Genomic DNA, 19,813 nt, shown 5'->3' with positions numbered 1-19,813 from the left:
GGTCTTTTTTACTCGCGTTCTTTAATATCAGAGTGAGCACCATCAATACAAATTCTTAACTGATTTGCTAATTCCTGAATATGAGGTTCAACGAACATTGAGAAATGATCCCCTGGAAGTTCAATGACCTGTATAGATTGGCTGGAATATTTGCCCCAACCTAGTAAAGGGTCATCAGTATGAAATTCTGGACTTTGAAAGTCATGAATAATTGCCTCATTCGCTCGAAAGAGATTCATTTGATCAGGATAAACTTGTGGGACATAATCTCGCATCGCTTGGACATGAACTTTGAAAAGTTTGTAATAACGGAGAAAATCCTTAATCTCTGTGTCACTAAAAATAAAGTTTGTTTTTTTATTTATCAAGTGAAATTGCTCATCTAGTGATAAATTTTGCAGTTCTTCAAAAGGAACTGAAAAGTCTATACTATTGTTAGTTTTAATCGATTCTGCCATGCGGAGTAAGAATTTGGCATCATCATCTTCTCCTGGTTTAATGGTAGTTTCAGGTAATATGGCGTCGATGACAACTAATAAACCTACGATTTGACCTTGCCTTTGCAATTGTTGTGCCATTTCAAAAGCAATGACACCACCGTAACAAAAACCACCTAAAAGATAAGGGCCATTTGGTTGTCGCTGACGAATTTCCTGGATATAGCGAGCTGCTGTTTTCTCCACTGAAATTATTTCAGGTTCTTCTTGGTCAGGGATATGTTCTAAAGCATAAAATGGATAGTCTTCACCCATTCTTCTAGACAAGTTGAAATAGTTACGAATACCTCCACCAGCACCATGTATACAGAAGAAAGGCATCCTAGAACCAGAAGACTGAATTGCTACTAGAGGAGAACTGGAGCTATCACGGAATGGCTGACTGACAATAGTTGCTAGTTTTTCAATAGTTGGGTTTTCAAAAAGATTAGACAGGGGAAGATTGTGCCCAAATCGATCGTAAATTTGAGCCATTAAGCGAACTGCTAAAAATGAGTGACCACCCACATCAAAAAAGTTATCTGTTACCCCAATTGGCTTAGTATTTAGAAGATTTTCCCAAATCTTCACCAAGCCTAATTCTGTAAAATTCCGGGGAGCAACAAAGGATTGAGTAGCGTTTTGTCGAATAACCTGGTCGGTTGCAAGGGTAGACGCACTCAGAGCTTGTTTATCTACTTTCCCATTAGGTGTTAGGGGTATTGCATCCAATACTACGAAAGCAGATGGAATCATATAATTTGGCAGATTTTGTTGCAATTTGAGCAACATTTCTGTCGCTATGTCTTGCTTATCTGTCACTATATATGCAATCAGACGACTTGAGTCTTGAGCCTGATCTTGGTTAATAACAACAGATTCTCGCACATCTGGATGTTGTGCGATCGCTGCAACAATTTCCCCCAGTTCTACCCGAAAGCCACGAATTTTTACCTGGTCATCACGGCGACCCAAATACTCAAGATTGCCATCGTTAAGATAACGCGCTAAATCACCAGTTTTGTAAAGTTTAGTTTCTGGAACAAAGGGATTATTAATAAAGCGTTCCTGAGTTAATTCCAGACGATTTAAATATCCCCTTGCTAATCCATCACCACCAACATAAAGTTCGCCAATCACTCCTATAGGAGTTGGTTGTAAATGACCATTCAATACATATATTTGAGTATTATCAACAGGGCGACCAATGGGAACACTAGTTGATTTATCTGTCAGCAAACTAGTGTCGTAGTAAGTGACATTCGCAGAAACTTCCGATGATCCATAAAGGTTGATTAGTTTTGCCGATGGCATTAGTTTTCGGAAAGTTTGAGCTAAATCAATAGATAGTGCTTCGCCACTAGTTATCCAAAGTTTTAGATGTGATAAGTTTTTGATCAGATGACTATAGCTATTAAAAAATAAGCGCAGTAGTGAAGGAACAAGTACTATCCGCGTCACTTTGTAATTTGCCAGAGTTTCTATAAATAATTGTGGATCTAGCACAATTGCATCAGGAATAATTGCAGTGGGAATTCCCTGAAGTAATGGTGCAAAAATCTCCCATACTGAATCTACAAAACTAATAGCTGTTTTTTGACAACAAACTTCCTCTTTTGTAAAGGGATAAGTTTTCCACAGCCAGTGCAAACCATTGACTGTACCGCGATGAGTACCAAGAACACCTTTAGGAGTGCCTGTAGAACCAGAAGTGTAGATAATATAGGCGAGATGATCAGCTTTTGAGGTGTTGACAGGATTTTCCTGACTTTCTTGAATAATTTCGTCTTTGTGGATGTCTAGGCAAACAATTTTAGCTGAAGATACAGGCAGTTTTTCTAATATCTCTTGTTGAGTGATTAACACCGATACCTGAGAATCAGACAGCATGAATCCAAGGCGTTCTACTGGATAATTAGGATCGAGAGGAATGTAAGCACCACCAGCTTTGAGAATAGCCAGAATCCCCACAACCATTTCTACTGAACGTTCGAGGCAAATACCAACAAGAGTTTCTTCTCCCACACCCTGTTTTTGTAAATAATGGGTAAGCTGATTAACTCTCTGGTTAAGTTGGGAATAAGTCAGTTCTTGGGTTTGATTAATTAATGCTAATTTATCAGGAGATCGCTCGACTTGCTGCTCAAATAATTGATGTAGAGAGGCATTTTGTGGATAATTTGCCTCAGTCTTATTCCATTCAAATAGTTGCTCTCGCTCTTTAGCAGTTAGTAGTGATAATTGTGAGATGTGCTGCTCTTGATTTACAACAATACTTTCTAATAAAGTTTGAAAATTACTGATGAATCGGGTAATTGTTGCATCCTCAAAAATGTCCGTGTTGTACTCCAAAAACCCTGTTAAACCGTGTTGAGATTCCGACATGGATAGGAAAATATCCAACTGAGCTGTACCGTTATCCAACTGCAAAGGACGCAAGGTTAAACCAGAAACTTCCTGCATAGATGTTGGTGTATTTTGCAGGACAAACATAACTTCATAAAGTGGATTCCGGCTTAAGTCTCGCTCTGGTTGCAATTGTTCTACGAGCTTCTCAAAAGGCAAATCTTGATGTGCATAAGCGTCGAGAGTCACCTCACGAACTCGATGTAGAAGTTCGCAAAAGCGAGGATTACCACTGAGATTATTACGCAACACCAAAGTATTGACAAATAAACCCAGCATTCCTTCTAATTCGGCTCGGTTACGGTTCGCAATTGGCGAACCAACTAGGATATCTTCTTGATCTGTATAACAATATAGTAATGTATTAAATGCTGCCAACAAAGTCATAAATAAAGTGACATCTTCACGCTGGCTTAATTGGTTAAGTGCATCTGTTAAGGTTTTAGAGAACGTAAAGTATTGCTTTGCACCAGTAAAAGTGGCAACAGCAGGACGCGGATTATCTGTAGGTAACTGGAGTAATGGTAGTTCGCCACCCAGTTGTTGCTTCCAGTAATTGAATTGGGTTTCTAGTACTTTACCTTGTAAGCGATCGCGCTGCCAAATCGCAAAATCTGCATACTGAATGGGGAGTTTGGGTAAGGGAGAATGCTGATTTGTAGCAAACGCTGCATATAGCGTTGCCAATTCCCCTAAAAACACACCAATAGACCATCCATCCGTAATAATGTGATGCATAGTCAAAAGGAAAATGTGTTCTTCCTCACCCAAGCGCAGTAAAGTTGCTCTAACTAGAGGCCCTTTAGCTAAATTAAATGGTTTCTTTGCTGACTCAATTGCAAGTTTTTTAACATTAGGCTCCCAATTTTTGCCAGATAAATGCTCAAAGTTAATAATGGGTAATTCCCAAGTTAATTCTGGTGCTATCTCCTGCACTGGTTGTCCATTAACAAGCGCAAAAGTTGTGCGCCAAACTTCATGACGCTTGAGGATTTCATTAAGACTCTGCTTCAGTGCCGTAATATTAAGCAATCCTTTTAAATGGAAGGCACTGGAAATATTATAGAAAGAACTCCCGTGGTAAAGTTGGTCAATAAACCACAGCCTTTGTTGAGAGAAAGATAGGGGAATATTGTTAGAAAACTGACGCTGGGGAATTGTATCAGCTTGAAACTTTCCTCCCTTCCATTTTTCTAGAAGGGCTTTTTTCGCAGGTGATAAATTTGAGTATTGTTTATCCATTTTCAAGAGTTATTTGTAATTATTAATTGAGCATTACTCATTAACCAAAAGAACTTCTACTTCTTCTTCAGATAATTCTTCAATTTTCTCCAAAAGAAGTTGCTCAACCATTTCTGCTTGCTTGGCTGGCATCATTGCTTGCACCAAAAGATCACGCAGTGGTAACTCCACTGGAAACTTGGCTCGCAATCGAGAAACTAGTTGAGTTGCAATCAGAGAGTCTCCCCCTAACTCATAGAAGTTATCGTAAATACCTACTTGTGTAATCCCCAGAACTTCTTGCCAAACTTCGGCTATTTGTTTTTCTAACTTGTTAGTTGGAGCAACATAGGAATTACTCAGGTTATGTCTGAAGTAATCTGAGGATGAATCTACTTGATTGGAAGACTTTGAATTTAGTAGAGGGTTAAGTTTAAACGTGCGTTCGTATCTCGCTTTAAGATCCACTGTGGACACAACAAACTGAGTTACTTCTCCTAAAGAGAATATTCGTTTAAATACTTCTACACTTTCTGTTTCAGTAATTGATAATTCTGTCTCAGATATCTGTCTAAATGTTTTTTGCTCTTGGCTGGTATTTAGTTGCAATTTATCCCAATTTATGGTGATCCAAGGTAAAGATTTATTTTGGTTATGTTTTTGAGTAAAGGTATCTGTTAACTGATTAACTCCTGAGTATAAAGCTAACCCAAATCCTCCTAATATGGCAGATAAAGAAGAAAAATTGATCCAAAAATCTAACTTTCTACTCTCGAAAACTTGTTCTAATATGTTAATATGCTGACGTTGAAACTCAAGTATTTTTTCTAGCTCTGTCTGAGAAATTTCTGGAATCGAGCAAAATATATTTTCACGTATTTTTCCATTTGAATAGATAACCCCATGAATTTGACCAATATTCTCAGGTGCAAGGCTTTGATACATTTGTTCATAGTTAGTTGTCTCTGCACGCACTACCAAAACTTCTGTACCTAATTCCTTTAATGCTAAGAGTTTTTGGATTTTGCGACTCATTTCATCTTCTTGAGGATGAATTTTAAGCCATTGCGAATATTCATCTTTTTCTGGGAAACTGGAATCTTCAATAAATATGAGTTTTGATTGTAAGGTTTTTGCCAAATATTCTGCAAGTACAACTCCAAAACTTTCTAATCCACCTGGAAAGAGATAAACACCTTCTTTTCTCAGCAGAGTTTTTTCTACAACTGCTGACTCTAAATGTACTGGTTCAAATGTTTGAACCCAGCGGTAACGATTGCGATATGCAACAACCAAATCAGGCGACAAAGCATCAATCTCGCTCATGATTTGGTCTACGATATAACTGCGATCATCTCCTGTTATTCCCTCTTCAGTAAAGACATTTGGGCGTTTATTTAAAACAAAATCTATATTTCGACAAACAATATTAGGATACTCTTGAGGAATAACCTTACATAAGCCTAATATAGTTGCCTTTTCTGGGTCGAGAGTTTCATTACCATTAACTTCTTGAATCTGGTTTGATACAACCAATATTTGCAGGGAATTGCTAATTTTTAGCTGCTCAAAACTTTGGGTTAAAAACAGCAAACTGTTGAATTCTAGATACTGACCTGTTTGACGATTTTCAAAATTGTTCAAACTCCATAAATGAGCAATATTTTGGGGAATTTTACCAAGTGCAATCAGCTCTTTGAGTAATGCATCATAGTCATCTCGACTTTGCGGATTAATTGTATAAATACTCTCACTGAGTTTACTAAACTGTTGTCCCAGCTTCACTACAATGACATCTTGACCATTCTGTTCCAGTTTGTTAACTAATTGGGAACCCACGCCACATTCATCAACAAACAACAGCCATTGTTCATTCTCTAATTCTCGGCGAGATGGAGGTAGTGAAGAACGTTTCCATGAAGGTATATAAAACCAGTTAGAAATATCTTGTTTTTTATCTAAATTTACAGAGTTACTACTTGTAGAAAGTGATGGTGATTTAGTATCAATCCAGTATCTTTGTCGCTCAAAGGGATAAGTAGGTAAAGGGAGATGATGACGCCGTTCATGAGTATAAAATCCTGACCAATCTATTTCTACACCAGCCAACCACACCCGACCTAATGCTTGTAAGAAAAAGCCCACATCCGATTGTTCTTCCTTAGCATGACGCAAAGAAGTCAACACCTGTTGTTTTGCATCAGATTTGAGATGCTGTCTTGCAAATGTGCTTAAGGTTCGTCCCGGCCCCACCTCCAGAAAAACACCTTCAAACTGTTGCAACAGATGAGATATACCATCCGAGAATCTCACAGTTTGCCGCAAATGCTGACTCCAGTAATTGGGATTTGTGGCTTGCTCATCTGTAATCCAACTGCCAGTAACATTGGAAATGAAGGGAATTTCTGGCGGCTGAAGTTTGACTTTTTTCATCGCTTGCACAAATGCCTCCAACATGGGTTGCATCATCACAGAATGAAAGGCATGAGATGTGTGCAACAGCCGACATTCAATCCCTTGAGAGGATAATTGGTTTTGGAGTGTGGCGATCGCTTCAACAGTACCAGAAACAACGCACGAAGACGGACTATTAATAGCTGCTATCTGTAAAGACCTAGTATAGAACGCGTTCACGTCTAAAATAGATTGCACATCTTTTTGTGGCAGTGGAATCGCCAGCATCCTCCCTGTGGGCAACTGTTGCATTAGTTGTCCCCTTGTTGCCACAATCGCTAAAGCATCTTCTAAAGAAAACACACCTGCGATCGCAGCTGCGACATATTCTCCAATGCTGTGACCAATCATCGCCTCTGGATGCACTCCCCATGACATCCACAACTTAGCGAGTGCATACTCAATGACAAACAGTGCCGGTTGAGTAATTGCTGTTTGTTGTAGTTGCTGCGAAGCTTTTTCGGTTTTGTCTTCGCTAGGATAGAGTACATGGCGGAGATCAAGCCCTAAATGTGGTTTGAGAATTTCTGAGCAAATATCCACTTGTTCGCGAAATGTCGGCTCAACCTCATAAAGTTCCCGCGCCATATTTACGTACTGTGTCCCCTGTCCAGAAAACATAAACACGACTGGACGGTTACAGGGCTTTTGGTAGTGGGTAAAAACTCGTTGCGGATCTAGCGTAGTCAGTGCTTTGAGCGCGTCGTCGAGGTCTTGGCAAACCACCATCAAGCGATGGTCAAAAGCCCGACGACCTACTTGTAAAGTATGTACGACATCAGCAAGAGTAATATCAGAATGCTGCTTTAAATGCTCAACTAGATTAGCTGTTGTAGTTTCTAAAGCTGTGGTTGTCTTGGCTGACAACACCAGCAATTGCCAAGGGCGGGATTTTCCCGAAGGCTGGAGGGTTGGGGGTTCTTCCAAGATGACATGGGCATTAGTACCCCCAACTCCGAAAGAACTGACCCCAGCGCGACGAGGAATTCCGTTAGTTTTCCACTCCGATAACGTATTATTCACGTAAAAGGGGCTGTCGGCGAAGTTTATTTTCGGATTCGGTTGTTCAAAGTGTAGGCTGGGAGGAATTAATTTGTGCTTGAGCGCCATCACCGTTTTAATTAAACCAGTCACACCAGCAGCGATATTTAAGTGTCCGACATTAGCCTTTACCGATGCGATCGCACAGAAACCCTTTTGGTTTGTACTAGTTTCAAACGCCTCCTTAAGGGCACTAATTTCAATCGGATCTCCCAAAGCTGTACCAGTTCCGTGAGTCTCAATGTAGCTAATTGTTTCGGGGGTAACTCCTGCGATCGCCTGAGCCTCGGCAATCACCTTCGCTTGACCATCTACACTAGGAGCCGTGTAACCCACCTTAGCCGCACCGTCGTTATTAATCGCTGAACCTTTAATCACTGCATGAATGGTGTTGCCATCCGCCAAAGCATCTTCTAATCTCTTGAGTACAACAATACCCACGCCATCGCCGAAAATAGTTCCCTGAGCTTTAGCATCAAAGGGGCGACAGTGACCATCAGGAGAAGTTATACCCCCTTCTTGATAGAAATAACCTTTATTTTCCAATGACTGTATTGAAATACCACCTGCCAAAGCCAAATCGCACTCGTAATTTAGTAATCCTTGACAGGCTGAATGAACAGCCACCAATGAGGTAGAACAAGCTGTGCTGATGTTGAGACTTGGGCCTTTCAGATTCAACTTATATGAAACTCTGGTTGCGGCATAGTCCTGACCATTGCTAAATAAAATTGAGGAACCCATCGATTTAACTAAATCAGGGTTGGAAGTCAGTATATTTAGCATATACATACTCAAGTTACTTCCCACGTAAAAACCAGTCAACTCTTTGTCTGCTCTAGGGTCATAACCAGCATTTTCCAGCGCTTCCCAAGCACACTCTAGGAGAATACGGTGTTGCGGGTCCATGATTTCAGCTTCCCTTGGTGATAAATCGAAGAAGGGAGCATCAAACATCTCAATGTCAGACAAACGAGCAGCAGCTTTGACATAGTTAGGATCGCGCAACCATGCCGAATCTATGCCTGAAACTTCTAATTCTTCATCACTGAAAAAAGTAATGGACTCCTTGCCATTACACAAATTATCCCAAAATTCACTAACACTTTTGGCTCCTGGAAAACGACCAACCAGACCAATGATGGCTATACCTTTGATGGAATCGTCGATTTCATGATTATCCATCTGCCTTCCTCCTTTGTTGCATTAATTGTCTTTTTTCTTGTATAGCCAATTCTTTTTTGCTGGCACGTTCGTTAACTTGTTGAAATTTTGCGGTTTTAACTTTTTTCTCACTGAGATATTTTGTCAGCGCACTGATGGTTGAATATTTAAATAAATCAGCAATTGAAAGGTTTTTATTCAGTGTTTTTACAAGTTGATGATGAACCTGAATGATTAATAGTGAATCTCCTCCTAATTCAAAAAAGTTATCATAAAGACCAATATCTTTTATCCCTAAAATTTCTTGCCAAATTTTAGCAATTGTTTGCTCAATCTCATTTGTGAGAGGAATGTATGGGTTTTGTAAATCGGGTCTGGGATGGAGCGCTAATGAATTTGTTTGTTGCTCAGATGCTTGCTGTTGAAAAGATTCAAGCTTAATCCATTGGTCAATCCTAGCTTGTAGCTCTCCAGTTGAAACAACTAGATGATTGAATTCACTACAGTTTAAAATTCTTTGAAAAGCTTCTATACCTTCTTTGGGACTAAACCCAAATTCGGTTAAGCTTGTACCCACAGATGTACTCTGGTTACTTTCCTTTTCCAGTTGCCAACTATCCCAGTTTATGCTGCTCCATGAGACAGAATGCTTCTGATTATGTTGGTGTACAAAAGCATCCATGAAGATATTCGCCGCCGAGTAAGCAACATATCCTAATCCTCCTAAAACAGATGATAATGAAGATAGTAATAAACAAAAATCAAGCTCTTTATCTTGCAAAATCTTGTTTAATACTAAGAGTCCGTGTACTTTCGGCTGAAATTGTTGTTCACAATCTATTTGAGTGATATTTTCAATAGCTGCAAAAGACTTGTCTTTGAGAATTCCAGCGGCGTGAATAACACCATTTAGCTGACCAAACCTTGACTGAGCTTGAGCGATCGCTGCTTGCATTTGTTCTGTGTTACTTACATCAGCGCTCACGACTAAAACTTCTGCACCCAACTCTTCGAGTTCTTGCACTTTGATAATCTTGCGACTAATACTATCAGTCTCATTGTGAGTTGCTAACCACTGTTCCCAGTCGTCTCGCTTAGGCAAAGTTGAACGACCAATCAACAGCAGTTTTGCTTGTACAGTTTGAGCTAAGTATTCTGCCATCACCAGTCCAATACCTCCAAGTCCACCTGTAATCAGATAGACTCCACCTTGCTTTAATCGTGGTGTTCCGATCTGAGTTTGCTCAAAGCGTACTGGCTCAAAACTTTGCACCCAGCGATTCATACCCCGATAAGCAATCACTTTCTCAGAATTGACAGTTGATAATTCTGTCAGCAATTTTTCTACAAGTTTTTCTTCTTGGCGACTTCCTAGTGAGGGAAGAATCACATCAATACTATGACAACTTATATTTGAGTATTCTTGGGATATTACTTTAATAGGGCTAAGTAAAGTTGCTTTTTCTGGACACAGTATTTCACTTCCTATAACTGGCTGGAGGTTGTTAGAAATAACTGTAATTTTTACTGCGAAAGATGTTTCTTGTTGTCCCAAAGCTTGGGCAAGAAATAACAGACTGTAAAATCCTGTTTTTTGAGCTTTCTTAACCTCTTCAATTTCTAATTCTTTCTCAATCACAGGCGTGACATTCCACAAATGAATAATGCTTTTCGGTAACTTTTGTTGTGTTAAAAGTTCTTTGATTAAAGTATTATAATCATGATTGCGATCGGGATTGAGGGTATACTGACAATCGTCTACTTTTGTGAAATTTGCCCCAATTTTTACGGTAATAACATCTTGTTTTTGTTGTTCCAGTTGTTTTACCAGCTTAGTACCCAAGCCACACTCATCAATAAATACCAAAACACACGATTTTTGAGATGCTAATTCTTTAGATTTGAGCGGTGTTGGGGGTAAAGATGGTTTCCAAAAAGGAATGTAAAACCAGTCGGCTATATCAGGTTTTTTGCCCAGTAACACTGGAGTAGGATGGCGATCAATTTCTTGTTTTTGGGGTTCAATCCAGTATTTTTGTCGTTCAAAGGGATATGTCGGCAAAGGCAGACGATGACGCTGTTCATGAGTATAAAACCCAGACCAATCTATCTCTACTCCAGCCAACCACAACTGACCTAATGTCTGCAATAAGAAGCTAACATCTGATTGTTCTTCTTCGGCATGGCGTAATGAAGTCAGCACTAGCTGTTTTGTATCAAACTCTAAATGCTGTGTTGTTAATGTGCTTAAGCTTCGTCCTGGCCCAACTTCTAAGAAAATTCCTTCAATCTGTTGTAACAGTTGAGATATCCCATCTGAAAACATCACAGATTGCCACAAATGCTGACCCCAATAACTGGGATTTGTAGCTTCCTCGTTTGTAATCCAATTGCCAGTGACATTAGAAATAAAGCGAATTCGTGGCGGGTTGAGTTTCACTGTTTTTACAGCCTGGACAAACGCCTTCAAGATGGGTTCTCCGATCGCAGAATCAAAACCACCAGATGAAGGTGAAATCGCCAGCATCCTCTCTGCGGGCAACTGTTGCATTAGTTGTCCCCTTGTTGCCACAATCGTTAAAGCATCTTCTAAAGAGAACACACCTGCGATCGCAGCTGCGACATATTCTCCAATGCTGTGACCAATCATCGCCTCTGGATGCACTCCCCATTCCATCCATAACTTAGCGAGGGCGTACTCAATGACAAACAGTGCGGGTTGGGTAATTGCTGTTTGTTGTAGTTGCTGCGAAGCTTTTTCGATTTTGTCTTCGCTAGGATAGAGTACATGGCGGAGATCAAGCCCTAAATGTGGTTTGAGAATTTCTGAGCAAATATCCACTTGTTCGCGAAATGTCGGCTCAACCTCATAGAGTTCCCGCGCCATATTTACGTATTGTGCCCCCAATCCAGAAAACATGAATACAACTGGACAGTGACTTGGCTTGTGGTGGTTAGTAAAAATCCGATCTGGGTTTTGGGAGGTCAGCACTTTCACCGCATCATCTATATCATGGCAAACCACTATGCGGCGATGCTCAAAAGCCCGACGACCCACTTGTAGGGTGTAAGCCACATCCGGTAGGGTAATATCGGGATGTTGTTGGAGGTGAGCAACTACATTAGCTGTAATACTTTCTAAAGCTGTGCTGGTTTTGGCGGAAAACAGCAACAATTGGTAGAGGCGAGAATTTCCAGATGGTTCAAGAACTGGAGCTTCTTCCAGGATGACATGAGCATTTGTCCCACCAATACCGAAAGAACTCACTCCAGCGCGGCGAGGAATCCCGTTGGTTTTCCACTCAGATAATTGAGTATTGACGTAAAAAGGACTGTTGGCAAAATCTATTTGAGGATTGGGCGCTTCAAAGTGCAAACTGGGCGGTATTTGTTTATGTTTTAAGGCTTGGACAGTTTTAATTAAGCCACTCACACCAGCTGCTGTATTTAAATGTCCGATATTAGTTTTAACTGAACCAATGGCACAGAAGCATTTTTTGTTCGTGCTAGCACGAAATGCCTGGGTGAGAGCGGCAATTTCAATCGGATCTCCTAAAGAAGTTCCGGTTCCGTGTGCCTCAATATAAGTGATAGTTTCAGGTTCAACTCCAGCTAAGACAAGCGCCTCTAAAATTACCTCTCTTTGACCATCAACGCTGGGAGCCGTATAACCAACTTTTAAAGAGCCGTCATTATTGATAGCCGAACCTTTGATTAGTGCATGAATACAATCACCATCTGCGATCGCATCCTCTAGTCGCTTCAACACCACAACACCCAAACCATTACCGAAAACAGTTCCTTGAGCATTAACATCAAAGGAGCGGCAATGTCCATCAGGAGAATTAATTCCTCCTTCTTGATATTGGTAACCAACTTTTTGTGGCACTTGTATCGAAACGCCACCAGCCAGAGCGATATCACTTTCGCCATTCAGCAAACTTTGACAAGCTAAGTGAATGGCAACTAATGACGTAGAACAGCTAGTTTGAACATTGATACTTGGCCCTTTAAAGTTTAATTTGTAAGAGATTTGTGTAGGTAGATGGTCTTTATCATTTCCAATAGAAATTTGCAAACTGTCTGTAGATTTGAGCAAATCCTGGTTTGGATAGAGGTTTGAGAATAGATAGCTACTGATATTTCCACCAGCGAAAAGACCAATTTGACCAGCATAATTTTCTGAATTATAGCCAGCATTTTCTAAAGCTTCCCAAACAGATTCTAGAAAAAGACGGTGTTGGATGTCTGTAATTTCTGCTTCTCTGGGAGTAAAGCCAAAAAATGCTGCGTCAAATGATTCTATGTCTTCTATGACAGTGCCTGCTTTGACATAATTGGGGTCATTTAAAACTGTAGAGTCTATCCCAGCAGACACCAGTTCTTCATCAGTAAAAAAAGAAATAGTCTCTAAACCATCTCGTATATTATGCCAAAACTTATCGACGTTTCCCCCCCCAGGAAAACGTCCTGCCATACCAATTATGGCTATTGCATCTTGAAAATTTAAGGTATTAAAATCATTTGTCATATTTAAAAACCGATCATGTTTTATTTAGGTCTGCTCTCTAAACTAAGTATTTTTCTAATCAATAGAATATGACTCCTGTTCGATTTTTAAATAAAACTTCCCCATTCCCCATTCCCCATTCCCTATTCCCTAGCAATGTGAATCTGATCGTTTAAAACGGCGTCAATATCATCTTCAGTAGTCAGGGGATTAGCAATCACCGCACGCAGGGCCAAAATAGAAATTTCTGTGCCAAAGCAAGTAGTTGTTTTCGTTGTCCGTGAGATAAAAGTACGACCAGCTTGCCGCTGGTTTTTCTGAAGACGCTCATTCCATTGATTGATTAGTTGATTGTCAGTTTCACTCAACTGATTTATGCTACTAAGCCCTCTCAATGACTCCGGGATGTAGCGATAGATTAGAAGATTTATATCCGGTTCTGCTAACAACTCAAACTCTGGCATAGCACGGATACGCTCTGCCATATATTGAGTTTTCCGAATTCCTTCATCAATCAAAAATTCATATCCCTTAAGTCCGATTAGATTTAGTCCAGCATGTAAAAATAAAGCCATAGCAGGTCGAGAACCTTCTAGGGCACGTTTACCTAAATCGAATGATCCCTCCCGCATAGTGTAGCTAGCCTGTTTTTCGATCGCTTTCGCTAAATGCGGATCGCGTAGAAAAACCATACCAATTCCCATTGGTAAATAAAGTTGTTTATGTCCATCAATAGTTACTGAATCAGCCTGTTCAATACCAGCAAGTTTATGGCGATGTTGTTCAGAAAAAATGAGTGGCCCGCCCCACGCAGCATCTACATGAAAGTGAACATTAGCATCTTGTGCAATCTCTGCGATGTCCGTAAGGGAATCAACCCCACCGGAGTCTGTTGTCCCAGCAATGCCTACGATCGCAATAATATGTAGTTTCTTTGCACGACACTCGGCAACAGTTTGGCGCAGTTCCTTTATATTAACTCGATTGTTACAATCAGTAGATACTCTAATTAAACTATGCGTACCAATGCCTAAAAAGTCCGCAGCTTTATCAAAAGAGTAATGCATTAAATCTGAGCCAATAATCACAGATCCTTTGTAGCCATAGAAATCTAAAGCTGCGGCTAAACCTTCTTTTTCTACACCAGAAAAGCCATATTTTGCTCCCAAGGAAGCATTCCGGGCACACCAGAGGGCTGTGATATTTGCTACTGTTCCTCCCGAAACTAAGATTCCTAATGTACTTTGACTATTTTGAATATACTGTGTGTAGAAATTATCAGAAAAGTTGTAAATCAGTCGATGCATCATTGCCAAAGCTTCACGTTCATAGAAGCTTAGGGCTTTAGCGGTTTCTATCTTAACAGCGTTTTGATTCATCGCCGTCATCAGTTTCGCTAGAGGCCCCACAAAACTAGGGAGCGCAGAGGTCATGTGACCAATAAATCGTGGGGAAGATGTATGTATTGAATGAGCGACAACATTGTTAGCTAAGTAATTGAAATAGCTTTCAAAAGTTGAAGGATCAACAGGGGCTTTACTATTAGTGAATTTTTCCACTAAACAATCAAGCTTAATATCAGTATTAGCATTGATTTCTCCTAAAAAATCATCTACTAAAGTCGCAACTTGCCTATCCATCTTTCCCTCTAATGAGGATGATTGACCTGAGGAAGCAAATAGTTGCATTACTTTTTTTTCTATCCCATAATGCAATGTTGGCTCCGTCATCAACAAGTTATTTTGACTAGGCATTTCTTGTTTACTCAATGTCATGTTTTATCCTTGAATAATCTAATATTTTTACTTTTTGAGGCAATGATTCGATTATCTATGAAACTAACTTCCAATAGTCAAAGACTAGTCTGTTGGAGCTATTGAGATGGTAATCCTTTTTTATTTGCCGCTGCCCGATGATTTTGTCTGGCTTGTTTTTGGCGCTTTATTGCAACCGTCCTGTTTTCAGTTCGGTGAGAATGTTGTGAAAAAGCAAGTTGCTCACTTTGCTCTTGGCTTAAATACTTAGACATCTGGCTGATCGTGGGATATTGAAACATTTCAACATAGGATAAATCTCGCTGAAATATTTTTTGCATCTTGCTATGAACCTGAATCAAAAGTAAGGAGTGACCACCAAGTTCAAAAAAATTGTCATGGATACCTAAATCCTGAATATGAAGTACTTCTTGCCAGATATTTACAACAGTTTGCTCCACTTCATTTCTAGGAGCAACATATACTGTATGTAAATTTGGTCTTTGATAGTTTGAGAATAAGTTTGCCTGGTTCGAGAATTCTGTATCTCGTAAAGATTCCAGCTTAATCCATTGGTCAATTCTAGCTTGCAAGTCTCCAGTTGAAACAACAACCTGAGAGACTTTAGACATTGATAACACGCGTCTAAAAGTTTCTACACCTTTCTTTGGTGTCATGAAAAATTTAGGCAAAGTTTGTTCAATATCTGTATCTTTTTGTTCTTCCCTAATGCCCCAATCATCCCAGTTTACACTAAACCAGGGACAAGAATTAGTAGTCTGGTTATGCTTATGAACAAAGGCATCCATAAACAAGTTTGCTGCGGTGTAGGAAATAAATCCTAAACCTCCTAACACAGATGCTAAAGAAGAGGTTAATAGACAAAAATCAAGCTCTTTTCCTTGGAAGAGTTTATCTAATAAAAATACTCCATATACTTTGGGTTCAAATTGCTTTTGAACTTCAGCTTTAGAAGTCTGTTGAATAGAATGAAGTACAGTTTTGAGATTGCCCGCAGCATGGATGACACCATGAATTTTACCAAAGCGCTCATTAGCGATCGCGATCGCATTCTGCATTTGTTGTTCATTTGCCACATCGGCGCTGATTACCAAAACCTCAGCACCTAAAGCCTCAAGTGCTTGCACTCTGCGGATCTGCTGGCTGACATGATCTTGTTCATCATGATTCGTCAGCCATTGACACCATTGGTTTTTCTCAGGAAGACCCTTTCGCCCCAGCAAAATCAATTTAGCTTGTACTGTCTCGGCTAAATATTCTGCCAGTGCTAAACCAACCTTACCAAGTCCACCAGTGATTAGGTAAACGCCTTCTTTCCTCAACCTGGTTTTGCCAGCGATCTTCTCTTCTAAGCGAACGGCTTCAAAGGTCTGTACCCAGCGATGATGTCCCCGGTAAGCAACTATTAAATCCGTTGGCTGGGCTGTAAATTCTGCTAGTAAGTTGTCTATCAGTTTTTGTGATCTGGTGGTTCCAAATTCTGGAAGCACGACATCAAAGCTATAGCAGGCGATATTGGGATATTCCTGTGGAATCACTTTGCACGATCCTAACACCGTAATTTTCTCAGGACATAACCTCTCATCGCCAGTTACGTCGTGTACATCGCTGGTAACGACCATCAACTTGATAGGCTCAGTCATATTCCGTTCTGCAAGTGCCTTTGCCAAGAACATTAGACTGTAAAAACCGAGATTCTGGCAATCTTCAAAAAACTCATCCGGTGACTTGTTGCTGGGCAAAGTAGCGTTGGGTGTAACGCTCCAGAAATGGGCGATCGCTTGGGGGGTCAAATCTTGAACTTGGAGCGCTTCCAATAAGGCATTATAATCACCCGGTTGCTGGGAATTAATAGTATATTCCCGGTTATTGAGTTGGGCAAATTGCTCTGCTATCTTGACAATAATTACATCATGACCATATTGTTCCAGTCGGTTTGCGATTTCGGCTCCAACTCCATAGGCATCAACAAAAACCAACCAGCATGACTTTTGTTTTACTAGTTCTTCTTGCTGAAAAAGCTCAAGGGGCATGGATTCTTTCCAACGAGGAACATAGAACCAATCAGCAATATCTGGCTTTATCTCTAGCGTTTCTTGCGGCGCCGTTGCTAGGGCAGCTTTTGCGTTTGCCTCAATCCAGTAGCGCTGACGCTCAAAAGGATAGGTTGGTAAGGGAATACGATGGCGTCGTTGATTGGCGTAAAAACCTGACCAATCCACTTGCACCCCCACAAGCCACAGGCGACCCAAGGTGTTAAGGAAAAATGCTGCATCCGACTGTTGCTCTTGTGGATGGGGAAGTGAGGTGAGCGCTGTCAATTCTTCTACCCAATGTTGTTTAGCAAAAGTGGTCAACGTCCGTCCAGGGCCTACTTCCAGTAAGACGCGCTTATGTGCTTTAGTTAACTCAGCAATCCCCTCACTAAAACGCACAGGTTCCCTCAGATGCCTTGCCCAATAGTTGGGGTCTGTTGCTTCGGCTGTTGCAATCCAAGTCCCAGTCACATTAGAGATAAATGGAATTTGGGGGGAATTGAGTTTGACTTTTTGTAACGACTGAATGAAAGGCTCAACGATGGGTTCCATCATCTGGGAATGAAAAGCATGGGAAGTATGCAGCCGCCGACATCCTACGCCTTTTGTTTGTAATTGCTGTTGCAATTGTTCCACCGCTGCTGTTGGGCCCGAAACCACACAGTAGGAAGGTGCATTGATTGCAGCTAAAGATAATTCCTGCAAGAGCAAAGGTTGCACTTCTTGTTGTGGAAGTTGAATTGAAAGCATTCCCCCACTGGGGAGGTGCTGCATCAGTTTTCCTCTGTTCGCCACTAGTTCTAAGGCATCTTTGAGTGAGAAAACTCCAGCCAAAGTTGCAGCCACATATTCTCCAATGCTGTGACCAATCATCGCTTCAGGACGCACACCCGACGCCATCCACAACTGAGCGAGGGCGTATTCAATGACAAATAGTGCTGGTTGGGCAATAAAAGTCTGTTTTAGCTGCTCTGCTGCCTGTTGTTTCTGCACTTCACTGGGATAAAGTACATGGCGCAGGTCAATATTGAGGTGTGGTTTCAGCAGTTCACTACAGCAATCAATTTGCTGTTTAAAAATGGGTTCACTCTGGTAGAGTTCCCTGCCCATATCTATGTACTGTGTCCCCTGCCCGGAAAACATAAACACTACAGAACGATTACGGGGTTCTTCGTAGTGGGTAAAGACTCGTTGTGGATCTTGAGTGGTCAGCACTTTTAGTGCATCTTCCATGTCTTGACAAACCACCATCCGGCGATGCTTGAAAACCCGACGACCCACACTTAGAGTGTAAGCGACATCAGCCAGGTTTAAATTTGGATGCTGTTGCAGGTGAGCAAGTAGATTAGCTGTAGCAGTTTCCAGAGCTGTACTAGTCTTGGCAGAAAGCTGCAACAACTGCCAAGGACGAGCAGGATCGGATGGTTTAACGGCAGGGGCTTCTTCAAGAATCACATGAGCATTAGTCCCACCAATCCCAAAAGAACTAACTCCTGCCCGGTGAGGAATGCCATTAGTTTTCCACTCAGAGAGTGTGGTGTTGACATAAAAAGGACTGTTGGCAAAATCTATTTCTGGATTGGGTTCTTCAAAGTGCAAGCTAGGAGGTATTTCCTTGTGTTTAAGTGCAAGGATGGTCTTGATGATACTTGCAACACCAGCGGCCCGATCGAGATGTCCAACATTGGTTTTTACCGAACCGATCGCACAGAAATTTTTATTTTGGGTGCTGGCACGAAAAGCTTTAGTTAGAGCCTGAATTTCAATCGGATCTCCTAAAGATGTCCCTGTTCCGTGGGTTTCTATATAGGTGACAGTATCGGGATCGACTCCCGCGTTTGCGATCGCCTCTACAATTACTTCTGCCTGACCATCGACGCTGGGGGCTGCATAACTAACTTTTAAAGACCCGTCATTATTGATTGCAGAGCCTTTGATGATGGCATGAATACAATCACCATCTGCGATCGCATCCTCTAATCTTTTCAAGACTACAACTCCTACACCGCTACCGAAAATAGTTCCCTCAGCTTTGGCATCAAAGGCGCGGCAGTGACCATCAGGCGAAAGAATATCATTTTCTTGATATTTATAGCCACTTTTGTGTGGCAAATTTATAGAAACGCCACCAGCTAAAGCCATATCACATTCGCTATTCAGCAAGTTTTGGCAAGCAATATGTATAGCAACTAATGAAGTTGAGCAAGCAGTTTGAATCGTGCAACTTGGCCCCTTCAAATTAAGTTTATAGGATACGCGTGTGGACAAATGATCTTTATCATTGCCAATTATCAGCAGTTGACCCGCTGATTCAACAACGTCAGGATTTGAATAAAGATTAAATAAGTATGCGCTTATACTTGAGCCACCATAAACTCCAATGGAACCTTCAGCATTGGCATAACCAGCATTTTCTAGAGCTTCCCAAGCGGACTCTAAAAATAAGCGATGTTGTGGATCTATGACTTCTGCTTCTCTTGGATTAAAGCCAAAAAATGAAGCATCAAACAATTCTATATCTTCGACGATGGGTTTTGCTTTGATATAGTCAGGGTCACTCAGCACCGTTGCTTCTATCCCCAATTTTTGCAATTCTTCATCACTAAAAAAAGTAATTGACTCTATCCCATTTCGCAGATTTTGCCAATACTCATCAATATTTTTAGCTCCGGGGAACCTGCCAACCATGCCAATGATTGCGATGTCTAAGTTGTCAATCATTTAATTAAT

The 19,813-nt window shown here is 40.8% G+C and carries 5 protein-coding genes; all 5 read right to left on the bottom strand.

The window, feature by feature from the left end:
• Positions 1-8: 8 nt before the first annotated feature.
• Positions 9-4,124: an amino acid adenylation domain-containing protein gene (locus ABF638_RS05525; RefSeq protein ID WP_435020957.1), complete on the bottom strand. Its 4,116-nt coding sequence runs from the start codon at positions 4,122-4,124 to the stop codon at positions 9-11.
• A 33-nt stretch (positions 4,125-4,157) separates the two neighbouring features.
• Positions 4,158-8,783 carry a beta-ketoacyl synthase N-terminal-like domain-containing protein gene (locus ABF638_RS05520; protein ID WP_435020955.1) on the bottom strand — a complete coding sequence of 1,542 codons (4,626 nt, stop codon included), beginning with the start codon at positions 8,781-8,783 and terminating at the stop codon, positions 4,158-4,160.
• A complete protein-coding gene (locus ABF638_RS05515) occupies positions 8,776-13,293 on the bottom strand; it encodes an SDR family NAD(P)-dependent oxidoreductase (protein WP_435020953.1) in 4,518 nt (1,505 codons plus the stop codon). Before ABF638_RS05515 ends, ABF638_RS05520 begins: the two co-directional genes overlap by 8 nt.
• Positions 13,294-13,415: 122 nt before the next feature.
• Positions 13,416-15,047 (bottom strand): pyridoxal-dependent aspartate 1-decarboxylase PanP, encoded by a 1,632-nt coding sequence (gene panP / locus ABF638_RS05510; protein ID WP_435020951.1) that lies wholly within the window; start codon positions 15,045-15,047, stop codon positions 13,416-13,418.
• 98 nt (positions 15,048-15,145) lie between these two features.
• On the bottom strand, positions 15,146-19,804 hold the full coding sequence (locus tag ABF638_RS05505; RefSeq protein ID WP_435020949.1) for an SDR family oxidoreductase: 4,659 nt from the start codon (positions 19,802-19,804) through the stop codon (positions 15,146-15,148).
• Positions 19,805-19,813: the final 9 nt, after the last annotated feature.

It is taken from the genome of Nostoc sp. CALU 1950 (genome assembly GCF_051172895.1).
GTDB lineage: Bacteria > Cyanobacteriota > Cyanobacteriia > Cyanobacteriales > Nostocaceae > Nostoc > Nostoc edaphicum_A.
The sequence above is the reverse complement of the archived record's forward strand: the minus strand, read 5'-3'. Positions and strand labels throughout refer to the sequence as shown.